Origin of the sequence: Ulvibacter antarcticus, assembly GCF_003688405.1 — a bacterium.
Lineage (GTDB): Bacteria > Bacteroidota > Bacteroidia > Flavobacteriales > Flavobacteriaceae > Ulvibacter > Ulvibacter antarcticus.
In genome coordinates, this window is record NZ_REFC01000011.1 from 151496 (window position 1) to 171741 (window position 20246).

Here is a 20246-nt window from a genome sequence, read left to right on the forward strand (position 1 = left end):
GTTATATTTAGCCTCCTATGAAAGTTCACTCTTGGATTTTTTTTCTACTTCTTTCGATCACTTATTTTTCCTGTGATCAAATACAGAATGCCACAGATGTGGTAACAAAACCCGATGCTCGTGATTTATACAAGCGTCAATTTGAAAAAAGAGATTCCAGTTTACTTCGGTGGAAGAAAGCATATGAATATGCTAAAAAAGATAGCCTCTTAATCACGCTTCCTTATTCTGAAAGCGGTATCTTTTCGAATAGTATTCCAACAACCTACAGCTACGATGTGCGATTACGAGAAGATGAGCAAATTGTGATTTCGATTGAAACAGAAATCGACACAGCCTTAGTTTTTATTTCGTTATTTCAAAAAACCAGGAATCGAGGCATACCATTAAAGCTACTAAAAATTTCCAAGGAAGCAGACTCAAAACTCGCTCACCAAGTAAAGAATTATGCCTATTATAAAATTATCGTACAGCCAGAAATTAGCTTAAATTCACCCTTTACTTTAAAGATATACACGGCACCTGTGTATTCCTTTCCAATAAGCGGTGGCGAAAATAAAGATATTCGAGGGTTTTGGGCAGATCCACGCGATGCCGGAGCTCGCTCGCACGATGGTGTAGATATTTTTGCTCCCAAAGGAACCCCATTAGTAGCCGCTACCAAAGGAGTTATTTCATCCAGCGGAGATCATGGGCTGGGCGGAAAGCAAGTTTGGCTAAAAGATGGGGTTTATGGAAAGACCCTTTATTATGCACATTTGGACAGTATTTTTGTAGCCCAAGGAGATAGGGTGAAACAAGGAGATACCATTGGATTAGTTGGAAATACGGGAAATGCCATTACTACAGAGCCTCATCTGCATTTTGGAATTTATGAAGGTAAAAGAAAGGCTGTTAATCCTTTACCTTATATAAAAAAAGCAGCCCCAGAGCCGATAAAAACGCCCAATACGATCTCAAAAGGATTCATTACTACTAATCGGGCCAATTTACGTAAAGGCCCTGCAGAGGTATTTCCGGTTTATGGATCATTGAAAAAAAATGATACTGTAATTATCTTAGGAAGACATCGTGATTGGTTTCATATTCAATTCTCAGATAGCTTAAAAGGTTTTATTGAACCTAAATTTTTGAGCGAGTTACCAAATTAACAGTTCCTTAAGCCCACTTCAATATCTTAGCCTTTATCTTTAGGAAACTAAATCTTAAAGCTATGTCGGTATTTTCAAAAATTAAAGAAACCTTTTCTGTTTTAAAATCGGTTGATATTAAAGCCATCGCTCGCCTCTCTGAAAAAATAGACCTTTCCGAAGTTATGAAAAGTGTGGGAGAACTTGATGATAAGCAACTCGCAGGTCTTATGCGAATGCTAAAAACAAAGGCTAGAAAAGGGCAACATAAATTGCCGCCAATCGATGGAGATTTTTACGATTTAAGTTTGAAGCTTACGCCGGAACAAAGGAAGATTCAGTTGAAAATTCGAAATTTCATGGAGGATGAAATTAAACCAATCGCCAATGAATATTGGAATCGTGCCGAATTTCCGCATCATATCATTCCGAAGATGGCCAAACTCAATATCTGCGGAATGGCATACGAGGGCTATGGATGTCCAAACGAAAGCTTCTTGATGGAAGGAATTCTAGCTATGGAATTAGCGCGGGTAGATGTATCAATTTCCACTTTTTTTGGAGTGCATAGCGGACTAGCAATGGGCTCTATTTATCTCTGCGGAAGTGATGAACAAAAAGAGGAATGGCTTCCTAAAATGCAACGGATGGAAGTAATTGGCGCCTTCGGACTTACAGAACCCAATGTAGGATCGGCGGTAGCTGGAGGTATGGAAACTACTTGCTATTTGGAAGGTGACGAATGGATTTTGAATGGTGAAAAGAAATGGATTGGAAACGCCACTTTTAGTGATATAACCATTATCTGGGCGAGAGAGAAAGTTACCAATATGGTAAAAGGCTTTATTGTTCGAAAGGATAATCCAGGTTTTAAGGCAGAGAAAATGGAAAATAAAATGGCACTTCGGACAGTTCAAAATGCGCGGATCACATTAACTGAGTGTAGAATTCCGGAAAGTGATCGTCTTCAAAAGTGTGATAGTTTTAAAGACACTGCCAAAGTACTTAAAATGACACGAGCTGCGGTTGCATGGCAGGCGGTAGGTTGCGCAAGAGGTGCGTACGAAAGCGCTTTGAAATACACCAAGAAAAGAGAACAATTTGGGAGACCTATTGCGAGATTTCAACTTATTCAAAATCATTTGGTCGAAATGGTTGCCAATCTCACAGCTATGCAAACCATGTGTTTTCGGCTTTCAGAAATGCAGGATCAGGATATTTTATTAGACGAACATGCTTCGCTTGCCAAAGTATTTTGCAGTATGCGAACCCGCGATATAGTGAGTCGTGCTCGTGAAGTCATGGGCGGCAACGGAATTTTACTCGAATACGATGTCGCGAGATTTGTAGCCGATGCCGAAGCGATTTATTCCTATGAAGGCACAAAAGAAATTAATACATTAATTGTTGGTCGGGCGATTACCGGTTATAGTGCTTTTGTGGGATGATTCGATTTGAAAATTTGAAAATGAAATCCCCCCTGACTTCCTTCGAAGGAAGGGATATGGTTTTAAGTAATTTTCAAGTCTCCCTTTGAAGGGAGATTTAGAGGGATGTATTAAGGTGCCGGATTTGGAATTGCTTGATGTACCTCGTTTATTTCATTAATTATTTCTTCGGAAAGATTTAGGTGTACACTATCTATGTTTTCTGAAAGTTGTTCGATTGTTGTTGCTCCAATGATGGTAGATGTTACGAAGTCTTGCTGTCGTACAAAAGCAAGGGACAATTGGGCAAGACTGATGTTATGTTTCTTTGCGATTTCGTTATATCTGAAGGTAGCTTCAGCCGAACCCGCTCCGCTATATCTGGAGTAATTCGGAAACAAAACCACTCTTCCGTTTGCCGGTCTTGCTCCGTTGAGGTACTTTCCGGAGAGATGACCAAAAGCCAAAGGAGAATACGGTAAATAACCAACATTTTCCTGAAGCAAAACCTCACTAAGTCCGATCTCATCCCTTCTGTTTAGAAGAGAATAGGCATTTTGAACAGAAACCATTTTAAGAGCACCTTTGCGAGCCTCTTCCATATATCGCATAAGTCCGAACGGCGTTTCGTTGGAAAGCCCAATATGACGAACTTTCCCTTCTTTCACAAAATTTTCCAAGCGCTCCAGTACTTCCGAAATATTATCATCCCACGCTTTGTTCTCCGAATGACTATACTCTCGAACGCCGAAGATATTTACAGCACGCTCCGGCCAATGCAATTGATACAAATCCAAATAATCGGTCTGCAGACGTTTTAAACTTTTATGCAATGCGTCTTCCAAAGAAGCTTTGCTGAAATCGAGGTTCTTTCGAATGTGATCAAAATTACGCGCAGGACCAGTTACTTTAGATGTTAATATAACTTTATCACGGTTGTCGCGTTTGGCAAACCAAGTACCAATAATTTTTTCTGTACTTCCTTGTGTTTCTGCCTTTCCTGGCACCGAATACATTTCGGCGGTATCTATAAAATTAACGCCCTTTTCAAGTGCAAAGTCCAACTGTTCATGACCTTCTGCTTCGGTATTTTGTTGTCCCCAGGTCATGGTTCCAAGACATATTTTGCTTACGTTTAAATCGGTATTTGGTAGTTTGGTGTATTTCATTAATTATTATTTGTCCCCTTCTTTTAAAGGAGAGGTGTCCATAGGACGGGGTGGTTATAGCTTATTAGTTTAACTTATGCCATTGAATTAATTACTGTAAAAAATAACCCCTCAGCCTAACGGCAGCTCCCCTTAATAAAGGGAGCAAAAAAGTTACATCTCGTTTAAAAGCTTGTTAATTTCATCCAGTTTTGGAGTTAACACGACTTCAATTCTTCTGTTTTTTGCACGTCCTTCGGAAGTTGCATTAGATCCAACTGGTGCGTATTCTCCACGTCCGGCAGCCGTTAAATTATCCTTGGGGATTCCCGAATTTTCAGTCAGGATTGAAACTACTGCTGTTGCACGTTTAGCCGAAAGATCCCAATTGTCCTTTAAAGCACCGCTGCCACCGTAAGGCACATTGTCGGTATGACCTTCGATAAGTACCGCAATTTCAGGGTTTTGCGCTAATACTTTTCCTAATTCAACTATGGCTTCTCGACCTCTGCTATTAACCGCCCAGCTTCCGCTTTCAAAAAGCAATTTGTTTTCCATTGAGACATATACTTTTCCATCTCTTTGTTCAACTGTTAAACCATTACCTTCAAAATTTGTTAATGCGGCAGAAATTGCATCTTTCAATTTACGCATTTTCGCATCCTTGGACGCAATGATACCTTCCAATTCTGCTACTCGTTCCGATCTGGCAGCTAAATCCTTTTGAAGTTGCTTTAAACGGGCTTCTTCTGCAGATAAGGCTCTTTCTTTTGCTTCTAATTGAGTGAGCAGATTTCGATTGCGTTCCAGATTTTCGGTTAAAGCCTCCGAGCTATTTGCTTCTAAAGCATCATACGATTCCTTTAAGCGATCATAATTACTTTTGGTTGCCGCCAAGTCCATTTCGAGACGACTCTTCTCACCATTTAGCTTATCTATCTCTTTCCGAAGATTGGCAATGCTATAGGTTTCACCATTTCCACTGCTACCGTCTAATTGCGAATTTAAAGATTCGTTTTCGGCTCTCAAGGCATCGTATTTTCCTTTCAAATCTTCGTAGATCTTGGAAGATACGCAGGAGGTTGTTACTAGTGCGATTGCAATTCCGAAGAAAAGCTTATTCAAAATTTTGTGCATATATAAAATGATGTTTGGGGTTTAAATTTAATTTTCTTTGTAAAAAAATTCTATGGTAAAATCGGCGTATTCCGGCTGACTTATACCCTGAGCATAATAAATATTTTCTTTTTCTGTGTATCTTTTAACGTAGGCCTCGTTTATTTTTTGATGAAATGAATCCGTTTTTTTTAACTTCTTACCCTCTACTTCAATTACCTCATCGCCATATTGCAATTTCCCTATACCACTATTTAGAAAAGCAGTAAACCAACTACGTTCACTTTTATCCCAGCTTCGGGCGAAAACTCTTTTATTTACAGCGACAACCCAGATTTCTAAAAAAGTTTCTCTTTCTCTTCCGCCTATAATGCCGGTATAATTATTCACCTTTAAATGGGAATAAAAACTGTTTGGAAAACTCATTTTTAAAGTTAATTATTATAATTTTTAAAACTTAAGTTCCACCAGCAATGGACAATGATCACTATGCATGGCTTCGGATAGTATAACGGCCCTTTTCAAGTTTTCTTGTAGTGGCTTTGACACCATGTTATAATCGATACGCCAGCCTTTGTTATTTGCTCGGGAATTCGCTCGATAACTCCACCAAGTATAATTATCCGGCTCTTTATTAAAATGTCTAAAAGAATCTATAAAACCGCTCTCAATAAAATTACCAATCCATTCTCTTTCAACAGGTAAAAATCCTGAAACAGTTTTATTTCGTACCGGATCATGGATATCAATTGCTTCATGACAAATATTATAATCTCCACAGATGACTAAATTTGGAATTTCCTTTTTTAGATTATTAATATACTGCTGAAACATCGCCATATATTCAAGCTTATGGTCTAATCGCGCCATATTCGAGCCACTTGGCAAGTACAAACTCATCACAGAAACCTCATCAAAATCAACTCTTATATTCCTTCCTTCGGCATCCATCGATTCTATTCCTGTTCCATATTCAATATGATTTGGCTTTACTTTTGAAAAGATTGCAACACCGCTATAGCCCTTTTTTACCGCGCTAAACCAATAATGGTAAGGATATCCGGCTGCCTCAATGGCTTCCACTTCTACCTGATCAAAATTAGCCTTGGTTTCTTGTATGCAAATCACGTCTGGATTTGCCTTTTGTAACCAGTCTAGCAATCCTTTACGCATTGCTGCACGGATTCCGTTTACGTTGTACGATATTATGTTCATGTAAGCTGTTTTGAATTATTGCTACTAAATTAAATAACATTGTATTTTTACAGGGCATATCGCAAGAAAGATTTTAAAAAAGAATCAACAAAATATTCCGGGATGTGTTAAGTTGTATATAGTATAGGATTCCGCCCTCAGGGAAAATAAGTATGAAGTTATGTCTCTTTCTTTTTATGTGTTGTATTGCCAGTCTGGGGTATGCACAAGATGTATCTTCGAACGAACGAAGTAAGAAGGTCGCTATACACGATACTATTACTATTGACACAGTGAGTATCAACCCGGCAAAATTTCAAATATTAGACGCCAGAGGTCGTGCCATTGATACCCTACAATACACTGTTGATTTCAGAAAAAGTAGTATTCTCTTTTCTGAAGAAATACAAAAATTAAACGACTCTGTTACGATAGAATATTTACGTTATCCAGAATTGCTCACCCGCGATTATTTTCAATTGGATCCTAAAATCATCGTCGAAAACACTGGAGTGGTAGATCGATTGTATTCTTTGGAACAAAGTGACAACAAGAGTCTGTTTACACCATTTGAAGGCTTAAACACTGCCGGAAGCATCACTCGTGGTATTACAATAGGGAATAATCAAAACGCCGTTGTCAATTCGGAACTTGATTTACAGATTACTGGAAAGCTGAGTGATGACGTCTCCATTAGAGCCTCTATTCAGGATGCTAATATTCCAACTCAGGAAGGTGGTTATTCGCAGAGTCTGGATGAATTCGATCAGATATTTATCGAACTTTTTAGTGACAATTGGAATATTCGAGCGGGTGATATAGACCTTCAAAATAATAACAGCTATTTCGGACGTTTTCAGAAAAAAGTTCAAGGAATCTCCTTAAGAGGCACTGTAACCCATAAAAACGGTGCTAAAACTTCTGCTTTTGCTGCAGGAGCTCTCGTTCGAGGTGTTTTTGCAAAGAGCGCTTTTGTTGGGCAAGAAGGGAATCAGGGTCCTTATAAACTGGTGGGTCCCAACGGAGAGTTGTTTATTCTAATCGTTTCAGGAAGTGAGCGGGTGTATGTTAACGGACTTTTACTTGAGCGTGGAGAAACTGAAGATTACCTTATCGATTACAACGCAGGGGAGATTAAATTTAATTCCACATATCCGGTTACTGCTAATATGCGAATTAGCGTAGAATACCAATATACAGATCGAAATTACACACGTTTTATTGGTTATGGCGGCGGAAACTATAGCAGTGACAATCTCGATATTGGGGTCTATGTTTATTCTGAAAATGACGCAAAAAACCAGCCTCTACAGCAAAATCTTTCTGAAACACAAGTTGATATTCTTCAAAATGCGGGTGATGATCGAACGCAAATGATCGCTCCTTCGGCTGTGCCTGATACTTTTTCCGAAAACAGAATTTTATATAAAATGGAAGTTATTAATGGAGAACAGGTTTTTGTTTATTCAACCGATCCAACCGACGAACTGTTTAATGTTCGTTTCACTTTGATAGGAGAAAATGCTGGGAATTATATACTTAGTGAGAGTAATGCTATTAGTAGAATATTTGAATATGTAGCTCCAGTAAATGGCTTACCTCAAGGTCGCTATGACCCGGTTATCCAACTTAGCGCACCTACCAAATTACAGATTGGAGGCTTGAATGGAAGTTACCATCCTTCCGAAAAAACGCGCATTGACTTCGAAGTTGCCGGAAGCCGAAACGATCTGAATTTGTTTTCTAATCTGGACGATAGTAATAACGATGGTTTTGCAGGACGACTTAATGCGAAGCAACGAATATTAACAAGCTCCGACAGTTTGCATGTCGATGGTTTCGGCTCCATAGATTTTATTAATGAAGATTTTCGAAATATAGAGCGTATTTACAACATTGAGTTTAACCGTGATTGGAATCTAACAAATCCCATGGGAAATCAACGGTTCGTTACTAGCGGGATTGAAGTTTCTCATCCTAAACATGGAGGAGGAAGGTATGCATTTCAAAATTTGGAATACTCTGAGAATTTTATGGGCTCCCGACATGAGGTCGTTTCAGATGTGCGCATTAAAAAAATAAGAGCTACTACCAACGCTAGTTATCTTAACAGTACAGGAGATCAATTTGATTCGGAGTTTTTCAGAATACATAACCGAACAGCCTACTCTATGAAAAAAGCATGGGTTGGCGGAAAATTCAACTTAGAGAATAATCAAATAAAGAAGGCTTCTAAAGACAGTTTAACATTGGGAAGTCAGAAATACTATTCCTGGGAAACCTTCGCAGGGATTGGAGATAGTACCGCAGTTTTTGTGGAAGGTGGCTATCAATACCGTTTAAACGATAGTCTTCGAAATGCAAAACTGCGGGAAGTAAGTAGTTCGCACACTTATTTTATGAAATCCAGACCGCTAAATGGAAAGAATGCACAGCTTACCCTTTTTGCAAACTATCGCCTTTTAAAAGATAAGGATGGGAATGACGAAAATGAAAAGTCGTTAAATTCAAGAATTTTGTATAACCAGGCACTTTTCGATAATGGGATTCGATTGAATACGGCCATCGAAACGAATAACGGAGTGATACCACGGCAGGAATTTACTTATGTTCAAGTTGAAGCCGGGCAAGGTGTTTTTACTTGGAATGATTATAACAATAATGGAGTTCAGGAATTGGAAGAATTTGAGGTGGCTCAGTTTCAGGATGAGGCTACCTACGTACGGATTTTGCTTCCTAATCAGGTGTTTTTAAAGATTCGGGAGAACAAATTTAGCCAGATACTTACCTTGAATCCTCAGGCGTGGTCCGGGAAAGAAGGATTTTTAAAGCTGCTGTCGCATTTTTACAATCAGACGTCGTATGTGATAGACCGAAAAGTCAAACGTCGCAATGACACCTTTAATATTAACCCATTTGAAGATGGTGGTGAAGATCAATTGGGGCTTACCTTGAACTTCAGAAATGCACTCTTTTACAATCGAGGGAAACAGCTTTTTACGACGAGTTATACTTATTTATCTACTTCAGGAAGCAATTTGTTGTCGTTGGGTCTACAGGAGAATAAATTGAAGAGTCATCAATTGCATTTTAATCATAAATTTTGGGAGAGTTGGCTTCTGAATCTAAAGTCTTCCCTTGGAACCAATGAAAGTATTTCAGAAAATTTTGAGAATAGAAATTACAGTCTTGACACCTACGAGATCTTTCCGAAGCTATCGTATTTATTGACAAAACAGACGCGATTTGATGTATTCTATCAATTTATGAATAAGGATAATTCGCTAGGTGAGATGGAATCGTTAGATCAACAAAAACTCGGATTCTCTTTTTCATATACCAATGCCGAAAAGATATCTATTAACGGGGAATTCAATTACATAGATAACAACTTTAAAGGAAGCGCATTCTCTCCTGTTGCATATCAGATCCTTGAAGGTTTGCAGCCAGGAGTTAACTTTACTTGGAGATTACTATTTCAAAAAAGAATCACTAAATATCTGGATGCCAATCTCTCTTACTTCGGAAGGGATAGTAAAAGTGCAAAGACAATCCATACAGGAAGTGTGCAACTTCGAGCTTATTTCTAACATTCTTTCTCGCATCTACAAAAGATCGGTACGCTTATACATTTACTATTTCATCTACCTAAAGTGGAAACTATCTTTAAGGAAACAATTAAACAAACTATTATGAAAATCTTAAAAGTAACCCTCGTTGCGACTTTCGCAATGTTCGCATTAGGCTCCTGTACTCAGGACTCAGAAATTATGAATACAACCGCAGCAGCCGACCTGTCTTTTAAAGGCTCAACTCCTGCCTATTGTGATGATAATTATACGCTCAATTTCGTTGATGGACCACATTATCGATCTAAAGTTGTGTGTACCTGGGATTCAGGTTATGATGGAGGAGCCCCACCTGAGGTGATAGTCCATGAAATCGAATGGCAAGCAAATGATGATGTAATTTATCCTAAAACCGTCGAATTAGTTCAAGGAGATCTAGGTGTTATTGTCGAATTTACATCGGCTGAACTTGAGGGTAAAGTAGAAGGAAGATGGAGAGTTCGTGTTCAAGGGGGAGGCGGAAATCCTGATTGTGAATGGAGTGACTGGGTAGATCATTGGTATGTTGGTTTGCAACAAACCACCGAGATAAACTTATAAAATCCCCGGTTAAAAAACAAGGGTGTTTAAAAAGTAAATTCTATCGTTTTGTCAGGTCGAGCGGAGACGAGACCTCATTGACAGTCAGTAACTAAAAGTTCTCGACTGCGCTCGAACAGACAGAAAAATCTACTTTTTAAACACTCTTATTATTCTATTACTATTAAGAAAGCCATTTTTTAAACGAAATGGTTTCTTCCATTTTTGAAGCGATATCTTCAATAGCGATACGTTCCTGCTCCATACTATCTCGGTAACGAATGGTCACGGTATTATCTTCTTTAGTTTGGTGATCTACCGTAATACAAAATGGTGTCCCATTCGCATCCTGACGACGATAACGTCTTCCAACGGCATCCTTCTCATCATAAGTTACATTGTAGTCCCATTTAAGATCTTCGATTATTTTTTCTGCGATTTCTGGCAGGCCGTCCTTTTTTACCAATGGCAAAACAGCTGCCTTAACTGGCGCAAGAATTGATGGCAACTTAAGTACAGTACGAGTACTTCCGTCTTCCAGCGTTTCTTCTTCCAATGAATTACTCATTACAGCCAAGAACATACGATCTAATCCAATGGATGTTTCCACTACATAAGGTGTATAGTTCTTATTAGTTTCATGATCGAAGAATTGTAATTTTTTACCGGAGAATTCTTCGTGCGCCTTTAAATCGAAATCGGTACGGGAGTGTATTCCTTCTAATTCTTTAAATCCGAATGGGAAATTAAATTCAATATCAGCCGCAGCATTTGCATAGTGAGCAAGCTTTTCATGATCGTGGAAGCGATAATTTTCTTTTCCTAAACCTAAAGAATGGTGCCAATTTAAACGGGTTTCCTTCCAGTATTCGTACCATTTCATTTCCTCGCCCGGCTTGACGAAAAATTGCATTTCCATTTGTTCGAATTCCCGCATTCTAAATATAAACTGTCTTGCTACGATTTCATTACGAAAGGCTTTACCGGTTTGAGCGATTCCAAAAGGAATTTTCATTCTACCCGACTTTTGAACATTTAGGAAGTTTACAAAGATACCTTGGGCCGTTTCCGGACGAAGGTATAAATCTGTAGCGCTTTCGGCAGAAGCTCCCAGTTTAGTTCCAAACATCAGGTTGAATTGTCGCACGTCTGTCCAATTCTTCGAACCAGTATCAGGATCGGCAATTCCAAGTTCCTCAATAAGTGCTTTTACATCAGCCAGATCTTCTGCTTCTAGAGATCGCGCCATGCGTTCAAGAATCTCCTTTTGTTCTTTCTTATATCGTACAACTCTATCGTTTGTGGCAACAAATTGTGCTTCGTCGAAGCTCTCGCCAAAGCGCTTTTTGGCTTTATCAATTTCTTTTTGTGCCTTCTGATGAATTTTTTCGGCATAATCTTCAATCAGCACATCGGCACGAAACCTTTTTTTAGAATCTTTATTATCGATTAGTGGATCATTAAAGGCATCTACGTGCCCAGAAGCTTTCCAGGTAGTTGGGTGCATTAATATTGCCGCGTCAAGACCAACAATGTTTTGATGCATATACACCATGCTGCGCCACCAATATTCTCTAATATTCTTTTTAAGCTCTACCCCGTTCTGACCGTAATCGTAAACGGCGCTTAGCCCATCGTAAATTTCACTAGACCCAAAAATGTACCCGTACTCTTTTGCGTGTGATATTACCTTTTTAAATTGATCTTCGTTATTTGCCATCCGGCAAAAATAAGGAATGCCCTTCAACCCCCAAAGAGGGAGATACAATTAAATGTAAAAAAAAACTTCCAAATCCTTAATCGGATTTGGAAGTTCATTTTTACAGTGTCTTTCTTCTTATTAAAGCGAGATTAGCTCCTTTTATTTCAAGGTCATAGTTGAAGTTGCAACCTGTTTAGCACCATCAAAAACATTGATGGTATAAGTTCCTCCTACAAGATCATCTTCATCGGCATTTACAAGTATACAAACATCAAGTTCGTCATTCTCATAAAAAACATTCGTTGAAGCGCTATAAGTAAGCTCCTTTTCATCAAATGTAATAGATGTTTTATCTCCTAATAGATTATTTTCAGGGTTTATTACCTGCACATACAATTCTCGATCGCCTTTTTCTGCAATTGAATTAGGTGCTAGTGTAAAACAAGCTCTTACTTTATCCGCCCGACTTGCACGTCTAGTATCCACTATTTTACCGCTATTTCTAATAATTACAGCATCGCCTTTTAGATCGGTGGCGTTAATTGCAGATCCTTTTTTAATAGTTTCCGCTAGGGCAAGGTTTGTTTGGTTCACAGAATCTACAACCTTATAGGTTTTTGTAAGTACATTAGTTGTACTATCGCGTTCCAGTGCCAATCTTTGATTCGCCACAATAAGGCTATCGGCTCTTTTAAAGAGCATCTTACGCTCACTTTTTAATCTGCTTATTTCGGCTTTATAACGACCAATTAAAGCTACGTTGGCTTCAGATTTCTTCACCGAATCCAATAGAATCTCGATACGCTCTCTTGCAGCTAATAAATCCTTATCTTTTAGTTCATTATCCTGAATAACTTCATCATAATTTGCAATCAAAGATTCCAATTCAGTTTCGATATCAGCTTTTTGTTGCTCAAGCCCGGAAACAGTATTCTTGCTATCATTATATAAGGAAACGGTATAAACACCTAAACCTATTAACAATACAGACAGTATTCCTATTAATATCTTAAATTTTCCACTATTATTCTCTTCCATGAGATTTTATATTATATTAGTTTCAATCAGCTAATGTAGTAAGTGTGTTAAAATAAAACGTTTATAAAATGATAAAAAAAATTAAATTATGTTAAATCTTTTATTTCCTAAGGTTTGTCAAGGGTGTAAAATGGTCCTTTCTAAAGAGGAAAACATCCTTTGTGTTTCCTGTAGACATAAGCTACCATTAGCTTCACACCATACTACGGGCAGCCATGGAATGAAAGATATTTTTTACGGGCGATTTAAAGTCGAAGCCGCTACTGCCTTGATTTATTTTCAGAAAAAAGGAATCACACAAGAGTTGCTACACAACCTCAAGTATCGAGGTAAAAAGGAAATAAGCTATTTTTTCGGAAAATGGCTCGGCAATGAACTCGCTGATATTGAAGACTATAAATCCTGTGATATGGTGATTCCGGTACCCCTTCACAAGCAGAAACTAAAAAAAAGAGGCTATAACCAAGTTGAGGGTTTTGGAAAAGAAATCGCCAACGCATTAGAAATTCCTTATCGGGACGACATCCTTATCAAAGTTTCAAAAACCGGTTCTCAGGTTTTTAAGCAGCGTTTTACACGTTTTAATTCGGAAGAAATTTTTACTGTTCAACATGCTGATGAACTAGTTGGAAAACACATTTTATTAGTAGATGACATTGTAACCACTGGTGCTACTCTCGAAAATTGTGCTCTAAAACTGCTTAAAAATCCTTCAACAAAACTGAGCATTGCTACTATTGCGGTTGCATAAATTCCAGCTTTAATTCCGAAGATAAAAAGACATCAATCCTGACTAAAATCTTATTACTTTTGTGGCATGAAGCACCGCTTACTTTATATTCCTATTTTATTTCTATTCTCACTGTCTTTTGTGGATTGTGCTAAAAAAGGAACCCCTTCAGGTGGAAAACGCGATAGTATCCCTCCCGTAATCGTTAAAAGTAATCCAGAAAATTACAGTATCAATTTTAAAGGGGACGAAATTCGAATCTATTTCGACGAATATATAAAATTAAAAGACCTTCAGAAAGAACTCATCATATCACCCCCACTAAAAAGTCAGCCGAGCATTACACCCTTAAGTGCTTCCAAAATTTTAAAAATAAAAATTTCAGATACCCTAAAAGAAAACACCACCTATTCCTTTAACTTCGGAAACAGTATTGTTGACAATAATGAGGGAAATGCCTTCGAATATTTTAAGTACGTAATTTCCACCGGAAGCTATATCGATAGTCTAAAACTTTCAGGAACTGTTGTGGATGCTAAACTTCTTAAACCAGAACTGCCGGTTACTGTCATGTTATATGAAGTGAATGATACTTTTAAGGATTCGTTGGTGCTTTCAGAAAAACCTACGTATATCACGACTACAAAGGACAGTATTGGAACATTCGAACTCACTAATTTAAAAGAAGGAGACTACCTTTTATTGGCTTTAAAAGAAAAAAATAACGATTATACGTTTCAGCCGCGAAGTGATAAAATTGCTTACGAAAAATCCATTGTAACTCTTCCAACAGACAGTTCGTATGTTTTGACACTTTTTAAGGAACAAGTTGAATATAAAATCGCGAGACCTAAACAACTAAACAAGAATGAGATCATTTTTGGTTATGAAGGTCCTGCTAATGATCTATCGGTTGAACTTATATCTGAAGTGCCGCCAGATTTTGAAGCTAAAGTATTCAGAGACAGAATTAAAGACACATTACATTATTGGTTTAAACCTGCAATTAGCAACGATTCCTTACTGTTTCTAGCAAAAACCAAGAATCAAGTGGATACTCTTACCGTAAAACTGCGGGATATGTTTCGTGATTCTTTAAAAATATCGGCGATAAATGCCGGTGTTTTAACCCCTAAGGACACCCTGAAAATAAGCGCGAATACTCCTATTATTTCGGTGGCTTCGGAAAGGATTACCGTGCAAAATAAAGATTCGGTTGCTATTGAATCCACTGTAGTAATCGACACAATTTATAATATTGCTAAGCTAATTTTTCCGAAGCAAATGGAACAACGATATAAAGTACAGTTGCTACCGGGCGCCATCACCGATTTCTTCGGAAAGGAGAACGACACTCTTGATTACACAATTACGACCAAAACGGTTTCAGATTATGGGACCTTAGGACTTACTTTAAGTAATTTAAAAGAACTGCCGATTATTGTCCAATTGACCGACGATAAATTTAAGGTGGTTTCAGAAAAATATCTCAACGAAAATGATGCTGTATTGTTCGATTATTTGAATCCGGGATATTATTACCTTCGTATTGTTTACGACACTAATGAAAATGGCATATGGGATTCGGGTAACTTTCTAAATCGAATAGCGCCAGAACGCATTAAATATTACCCTTCCAAAATTGAAATGCGCGCCAATTGGAGCTTAAATGAAACCTTTATTCTAGAGTAAAAGCATCGCGATCATTGAGAAACTGAAGATGCTTGCGGTTTTTTGTGATATGTTCCTTTTTTAATTCAATAGTTTCGACAAATTCCCTTTCGAAATCGGTGGTTGAGACCTGTTCCCCTAAGATATCATATATCGCAGAATGTCCAGTATATGCATGACCATTTCCATCGAGTCCCACCCTATTTACACCTACACAATACGCCATATTTTCAATCGCCCGTGCTCTTAGAAGTGCATCCCAGGCAGCGATTCGTTTGTCAGGCCAATTTGCAACATATATTAACACATCATACTCCTGAGTATTTCGCGCCCAAACCGGAAATCGGAGGTCGTAGCAAATCAACGGACAAATTTTCCACCCTTTATAATTGACAATTAGGTGTTTGTCACCTGCAGTAAAAGTGTTATGCTCGCCAGCCAAAGTAAAAGTGTGACGTTTATCATAATATTTATAATCTCCGTCGGGCAGGACAAAATACAGTCGGTTGTAGAATTTACCTTGATCTTTTATGATAAGACTTCCTATGATCGCGGCATTTTTCTTTTTAGCTTCGGAAAGCATCCATTGCACAGTTTCTCCCTCTTTCTCTTCGGAAAGCATTTCGGCATTCATTGAAAATCCGGTGGTAAACATTTCCGGAAGCACAATGAGATTGGTATCATCAGAAATGTTTTCAATTTTTTCTGAAAGACTAGCCCGATTCGCCACAGCGTTCTCCCAATGAAGATGTGATTGAATGATACTTACTTTAAGATTGTCCATTTGTAATTTGTTTCGATATAAAGCTCAGGATTCTATTTGAATTTCATTATATACTTAGAATTCTTAATGTTGTTCTAGAATTGCTATAATTTCATTTACCCCCTGCATCTTTGCATGGTCTTTAGCTACCAAACCTTTGTCGTCTGCCAAAGATGGATCTGCACCACATTCCAGAAGTAAATTTACGATATCTTTCCTGCCAAAAGTTGCGGCAAAAATAAGTGCGGTTGCCCCATTATAGTTGGTAGCATTTACATTTGCTCCGTTCTCAATCAACAATTTCACAATAGAATTGTATCCTTTAAAACAGACGCCCATCAAGGCTGTATTGCCGGATGCATCTTGTGTGTCGATATTTTGTGGGTATCCCAGAATTATTTTAGTGATGGCTTCGAAACCATAATAGGTAGCCAATAATAATGGCGTTGACCCTCTAGCATCTTTTATAGTAACTAGTTCGGGAGATTGGCGGAGTACGGCCTCCACTTTAGTAGGATCTTCAGATCGTATTGCAGTAAAAAGTTGATCTTTCATAATAGTTAAATATAAAAAATCAAAGCAACATATATGGTATGTTGCTTTGAAGATTAGTATGGAAATATTTCCAAACTATGCTGGGGAGTCCTGTAAATTAATTCAGATCGAATCGATCGAGGTTCATTACTTTGACCCAGGCTGCTATAAAATTTTGAACAAACTGAGATTTTGCATCCTGCGAAGCGTATAGCTCTGCAATGGCACGTAGTTCAGAATTCGAACCAAATATTAAATCCGCTCGTGTTGCTTTCCACTTTAAATCGCCTGTTTTTCGATTACGACCTTCAAAGATAGAATCATCATCAGTCGATGCTCTCCACGTTGTACCTAAGTCTAGTAAATTTATAAAAAAGTCGTTAGATAGCGACTCCGGGTTACTAGTGAAAACCCCATGCTTCGATGCATCGTAATTAGCATTCAGACTTCGCATTCCTCCTACTAGAACAGTCATTTCCGGGATTGACAGCGTAAGTAATTGTGCTTTATCCACTAACAGTTCTTCGGAAGATGCAATTTGATTCTTTCCAAGATAATTTCTAAAACCATCGGCAACAGGTTCCAGGTGTGCAAACGACTCTACATCCGTTTTATCTTGAGATGCGTCAGCTCTGCCCGCGGTAAAAGGTACTTCTACAGTATGTCCGGCATTTTTCGCCGCTTGCTCAATAGCAACTGCCCCTCCTAAAACAATTAGATCTGCTAATGAAACTGCTTTATTAGCTGTCTGAGAGTTGTTAAATTCCTTTTGTACACCTTCTAACAAGTTTAAAACATTTGAAAGTTCGGCCGGATTATTCACTTCCCAATCTTTTTGAGGCGCTAATCGAATACGAGCTCCGTTCGCTCCTCCTCGCATATCTGACCCTCTAAATGATGAAGCAGATGCCCAAGCAGTCCTCACTAATTGTGAAATACTTAATCCTGAAGCGAGTAATCTTCTCTTTAGTTCTTTTATATCTGAAGCATCGACTAATTCGTAGGATACTTCAGGTATTGGATCTTGCCATAATAATTCTTCTTGCGGGACTTCAGGTCCGAGATATCTCGAAATAGGACCCATATCACGATGCGTTAATTTGTACCATGATCGCGCAAATGCATCTTCAAATTCTACAGGATTATCTAAAAAGTGTTTTGAGATCTTGTTGTAAATCGGATCCATTTTCAATGCCATATCTGCGGTAGACATCATTAAATCCTGAGTTTTAGATGAATCGTGGGCCATCGGAGCTTTTTTAGCATTCGAAGCATCGGTTGGACGCCATTGATGTGCCCCTGCCGGACTTTTAGTCAATTCCCATTCGTAATCAAATAGGACTTTAAAATAGTCATGATCCCATTTAATTGGGTTTGGTGTCCATGCACCTTCTAGACCACTTGTTGTTGTATCATCACCTTTACCTGTATTATAGGTATTTAGCCATCCTTGCCCTTGTGCTTCTATATTTCCGCCTTCTGGTTCAACTCCTACTAGTTCAGTATCTCCGGCTCCGTGCGCTTTTCCGAAGGTATGTCCGCCGGCAATCAAAGCCACAGTTTCTTCATCATTCATTGCCATACGACCAAATGTTTCTCTAATATCATGACCCGATCCTAGTACATCCGGTTCCCCGTTTGGACCTTCGGGATTAACATATATTAATCCCATATGTGCTGCACCAAGCGGTTTTTCAAGCTCTCCCGAATTTTCATATCGTTCTTTATTACCCATCCATTCGGTTTCGGATCCCCAATAAATATCTTGTTCAGGTTCCCAGATGTCTTCTCGTCCACCGGCAAAACCAAAAGTTTTGAAACCCATAGATTCCAAAGCACAGTTTCCGGCTAAAATTAAAAGATCTGCCCAGGATATTTTTTTTCCATATTTCTGTTTTATTGGCCATAACAACAATCGTGCTTTGTCGAGATTTCCGTTGTCCGGCCAACTATTGATAGGTGCAAAACGTTGATTACCTGTATTTCCACCACCGCGACCATCGGTAACACGATATGTACCTGCACTATGCCAGGCCATTCTAATAAACAAACCTCCATAATGACCATAATCTGCCGGCCACCAATCCTGAGAATCTGTCATAAGTGCAATCAAATCTTTTTTAAGTGCATTATAATCAAGACTTTTAAATTCTTCAGCGTAATCGAAATCCTCATCTATCGGTTTAGATTTCGCGGAGTGTTGACGTAAAACGCTTAAATTGAGTTTATTAGGCCACCATTCTCTATTCGATGGTCCTCCCCCTGCGGTTTGATTTTGAACTCCACCAAAATATGGACACTTACTAGCATCACTTTCATTTATATCCCAAGCTTCACCGTTATTGTTAGTAGAATTATTTTTATTCGTATCCATAGTTATTTGATTTTTATGAGGTATGTATAAATTTACCAATTAAAAACGTTCGAGCACAGCTTTTCGATCGTATCTAATAATTATTAAATTGATAAAGTCTATAACGGGAACCAAGCGAAACTCTTTTAAATAGATTTTAAGATTTTAGCAGCAGCTTCCAGTGTGGCTTCAGTTTTGGCAAAACACACTCTTATTTGTTTAAAATCTGCTCCTTCTTTATTAAATACTGAAGTAGGTATCGTTGCAATTTTATATTCTTTGGTCAGTCTTTCAGTAAAAGCAATATCTCCTTCATCAGATATTTCGGAATAATCTAATAGTTGAAAATAAGTTCCGCTTGATGGAATTATCCCAAAGCGTGAGTCTTTCAGAAGAGATAAAAAATAATTGCGTTTTTGCTGATAGAATGCGCCTAAATTCAAATAATTCTCAGGGGTTTTCAGATACGTCGCCAAAGCCTTTTGCATTGGATGGTTAACACAAAACACATTAAACTGATGCACCATTTGAAACTTTTTCATAAGTGCTTCGGAAGCAACACAATAGCCAAGCTTCCATCCGGTGTTGTGAAAAGTTTTTCCGAAGGAGGCAATTATAAAAGTACGTTGTGATAGCTTCGGAAACTTAGCCGCACTATAATGCTGTAAGCCGTCAAAAACAATATGTTCATAGACTTCATCACTAATAACCAAAAGATCATGTTTTTCTGCAATAGCCTCCAACTGAAGCATATCCTTTTCAGAAAAAATCATCCCACTTGGGTTGTGTGGAGAGTTAATAATAATCATTCGAGTTTTGGAGGTTATCTTGCCTTCCACTTCTGCCCAATCAACGTGATACCCGGGAGGACGCAACTGAATTGGCACAGAAATGCCACCAAAAAGGCGAATTGTAGGTTCATAGCAATCATAGGCCGGTGTGAATATTATAACCTCATCATTTTTGTGAATAGTAGCCGCAATGGCAGTAAATATGGCTTGCGTCGCTCCGGCAGTTATTGTGATTTCCGTTTCTGCTTTGAAAATTTTCTTATAAAGAAGTTCTATTTTTAAGGAAATTTGAGTTCGTAGTTCAAAATCGCCTGCCATTGGAGCATATTGATTATGTCCATTTCGCATGGCAGCTTCTACCAAATTTATAAGATCTGGATCACTATCAAAATTTGGAAAGCCTTGCGACAGGTTAATTGCCTCATATTTAGTGGCCATTTTACTCATTACTGTAAATATACTTTCCTTAATATTGTTTGTATTTGTAGCCTTCATCTTACA

At 38.3% G+C, this 20246-nt stretch carries 16 protein-coding genes; 6 read left to right on the top strand and 10 right to left on the bottom strand.

Annotated elements, in window-relative coordinates; all coding sequences use genetic code 11:
• Window positions 1-17: 17 nt before the first annotated feature.
• Window positions 18-1151 (top strand): M23 family metallopeptidase, encoded by a 1134-nt coding sequence (locus tag BXY75_RS00930; protein ID WP_121905825.1) that lies wholly within the window; start codon window positions 18-20, stop codon window positions 1149-1151.
• 62 nt (window positions 1152-1213) lie between these two features.
• Window positions 1214-2578 carry an acyl-CoA dehydrogenase family protein gene (locus tag BXY75_RS00935; RefSeq protein WP_121905826.1) on the top strand — a complete coding sequence of 455 codons (1365 nt, stop codon included), beginning with the start codon at window positions 1214-1216 and terminating at the stop codon, window positions 2576-2578.
• A gap of 110 nt (window positions 2579-2688) precedes the next feature.
• Here BXY75_RS00935 and BXY75_RS00940 read toward each other — a convergent pair whose 3' ends face one another.
• The 4 genes from BXY75_RS00940 to BXY75_RS00955 form a co-directional block, all read right to left on the bottom strand.
• Window positions 2689-3726 carry an NADP(H)-dependent aldo-keto reductase gene (locus tag BXY75_RS00940; protein ID WP_121905827.1) on the bottom strand — a complete coding sequence of 346 codons (1038 nt, stop codon included), beginning with the start codon at window positions 3724-3726 and terminating at the stop codon, window positions 2689-2691.
• Between the two features lie 153 nt (window positions 3727-3879).
• Window positions 3880-4842 carry an OmpA/MotB family protein gene (locus tag BXY75_RS00945; RefSeq protein ID WP_121905828.1) on the bottom strand — a complete coding sequence of 321 codons (963 nt, stop codon included), beginning with the start codon at window positions 4840-4842 and terminating at the stop codon, window positions 3880-3882.
• 27 nt (window positions 4843-4869) lie between these two features.
• On the bottom strand, window positions 4870-5247 hold the full coding sequence (locus BXY75_RS00950) for a DUF2255 family protein (protein ID WP_121905829.1): 378 nt from the start codon (window positions 5245-5247) through the stop codon (window positions 4870-4872).
• Window positions 5248-5271: 24 nt separating this feature from the next.
• Window positions 5272-6036 carry an exodeoxyribonuclease III gene (locus BXY75_RS00955; RefSeq protein ID WP_121905830.1) on the bottom strand — a complete coding sequence of 255 codons (765 nt, stop codon included), beginning with the start codon at window positions 6034-6036 and terminating at the stop codon, window positions 5272-5274.
• A gap of 152 nt (window positions 6037-6188) precedes the next feature.
• On the opposite strand from BXY75_RS00955, the gene BXY75_RS00960 reads away from it, so the two are divergent.
• Window positions 6189-9605, top strand: coding sequence for a hypothetical protein (locus BXY75_RS00960; protein ID WP_121905831.1), 3417 nt, complete (start codon window positions 6189-6191; stop codon window positions 9603-9605).
• 102 nt (window positions 9606-9707) lie between these two features.
• Complete coding sequence (locus BXY75_RS00965) at window positions 9708-10184, top strand: hypothetical protein (RefSeq protein ID WP_147437210.1); 477 nt, start codon at window positions 9708-9710, stop codon at window positions 10182-10184.
• Window positions 10185-10347: 163 nt separating this feature from the next.
• Here BXY75_RS00965 and BXY75_RS00970 read toward each other — a convergent pair whose 3' ends face one another.
• Together BXY75_RS00970 and BXY75_RS00975 are read right to left on the bottom strand one after the other, a co-directional pair.
• A complete protein-coding gene (locus tag BXY75_RS00970) occupies window positions 10348-11883 on the bottom strand; it encodes a glycine--tRNA ligase (protein WP_121905833.1) in 1536 nt (511 codons plus the stop codon).
• A gap of 141 nt (window positions 11884-12024) precedes the next feature.
• A complete protein-coding gene (locus tag BXY75_RS00975) occupies window positions 12025-12903 on the bottom strand; it encodes a hypothetical protein (protein WP_121905834.1) in 879 nt (292 codons plus the stop codon).
• An 88-nt stretch (window positions 12904-12991) separates the two neighbouring features.
• On the opposite strand from BXY75_RS00975, the gene BXY75_RS00980 reads away from it, so the two are divergent.
• On the top strand, window positions 12992-13654 hold the full coding sequence (locus BXY75_RS00980) for a ComF family protein (protein WP_121905835.1): 663 nt from the start codon (window positions 12992-12994) through the stop codon (window positions 13652-13654).
• Between the two features lie 66 nt (window positions 13655-13720).
• A complete protein-coding gene (locus BXY75_RS00985; protein ID WP_121905836.1) occupies window positions 13721-15325 on the top strand; it encodes an Ig-like domain-containing protein in 1605 nt (534 codons plus the stop codon).
• Here BXY75_RS00985 and BXY75_RS00990 read toward each other — a convergent pair.
• The 4 genes from BXY75_RS00990 to BXY75_RS01005 all read right to left on the bottom strand — a co-directional run bounded on the left by BXY75_RS00990 (window position 15312) and on the right by BXY75_RS01005 (window position 20240).
• Complete coding sequence (locus BXY75_RS00990; protein WP_121905837.1) at window positions 15312-16088, bottom strand: amidohydrolase; 777 nt, start codon at window positions 16086-16088, stop codon at window positions 15312-15314. The genes BXY75_RS00985 and BXY75_RS00990 overlap by 14 nt on opposite strands.
• 63 nt (window positions 16089-16151) lie before the next feature.
• Entirely contained in the window at window positions 16152-16622 is a 471-nt protein-coding gene (locus tag BXY75_RS00995; RefSeq protein ID WP_121905838.1) for an ankyrin repeat domain-containing protein, read from the bottom strand.
• 97 nt (window positions 16623-16719) lie between these two features.
• Window positions 16720-18975, bottom strand: a complete 2256-nt coding sequence (gene katG, locus BXY75_RS01000; protein ID WP_121905839.1) for a catalase/peroxidase HPI — start codon at window positions 18973-18975, stop codon at window positions 16720-16722.
• Window positions 18976-19100: 125 nt separating this feature from the next.
• Window positions 19101-20240 carry a methionine aminotransferase gene (locus BXY75_RS01005; RefSeq protein WP_121905840.1) on the bottom strand — a complete coding sequence of 380 codons (1140 nt, stop codon included), beginning with the start codon at window positions 20238-20240 and terminating at the stop codon, window positions 19101-19103.
• Between the last annotated feature and the right edge of the window lie 6 nt (window positions 20241-20246).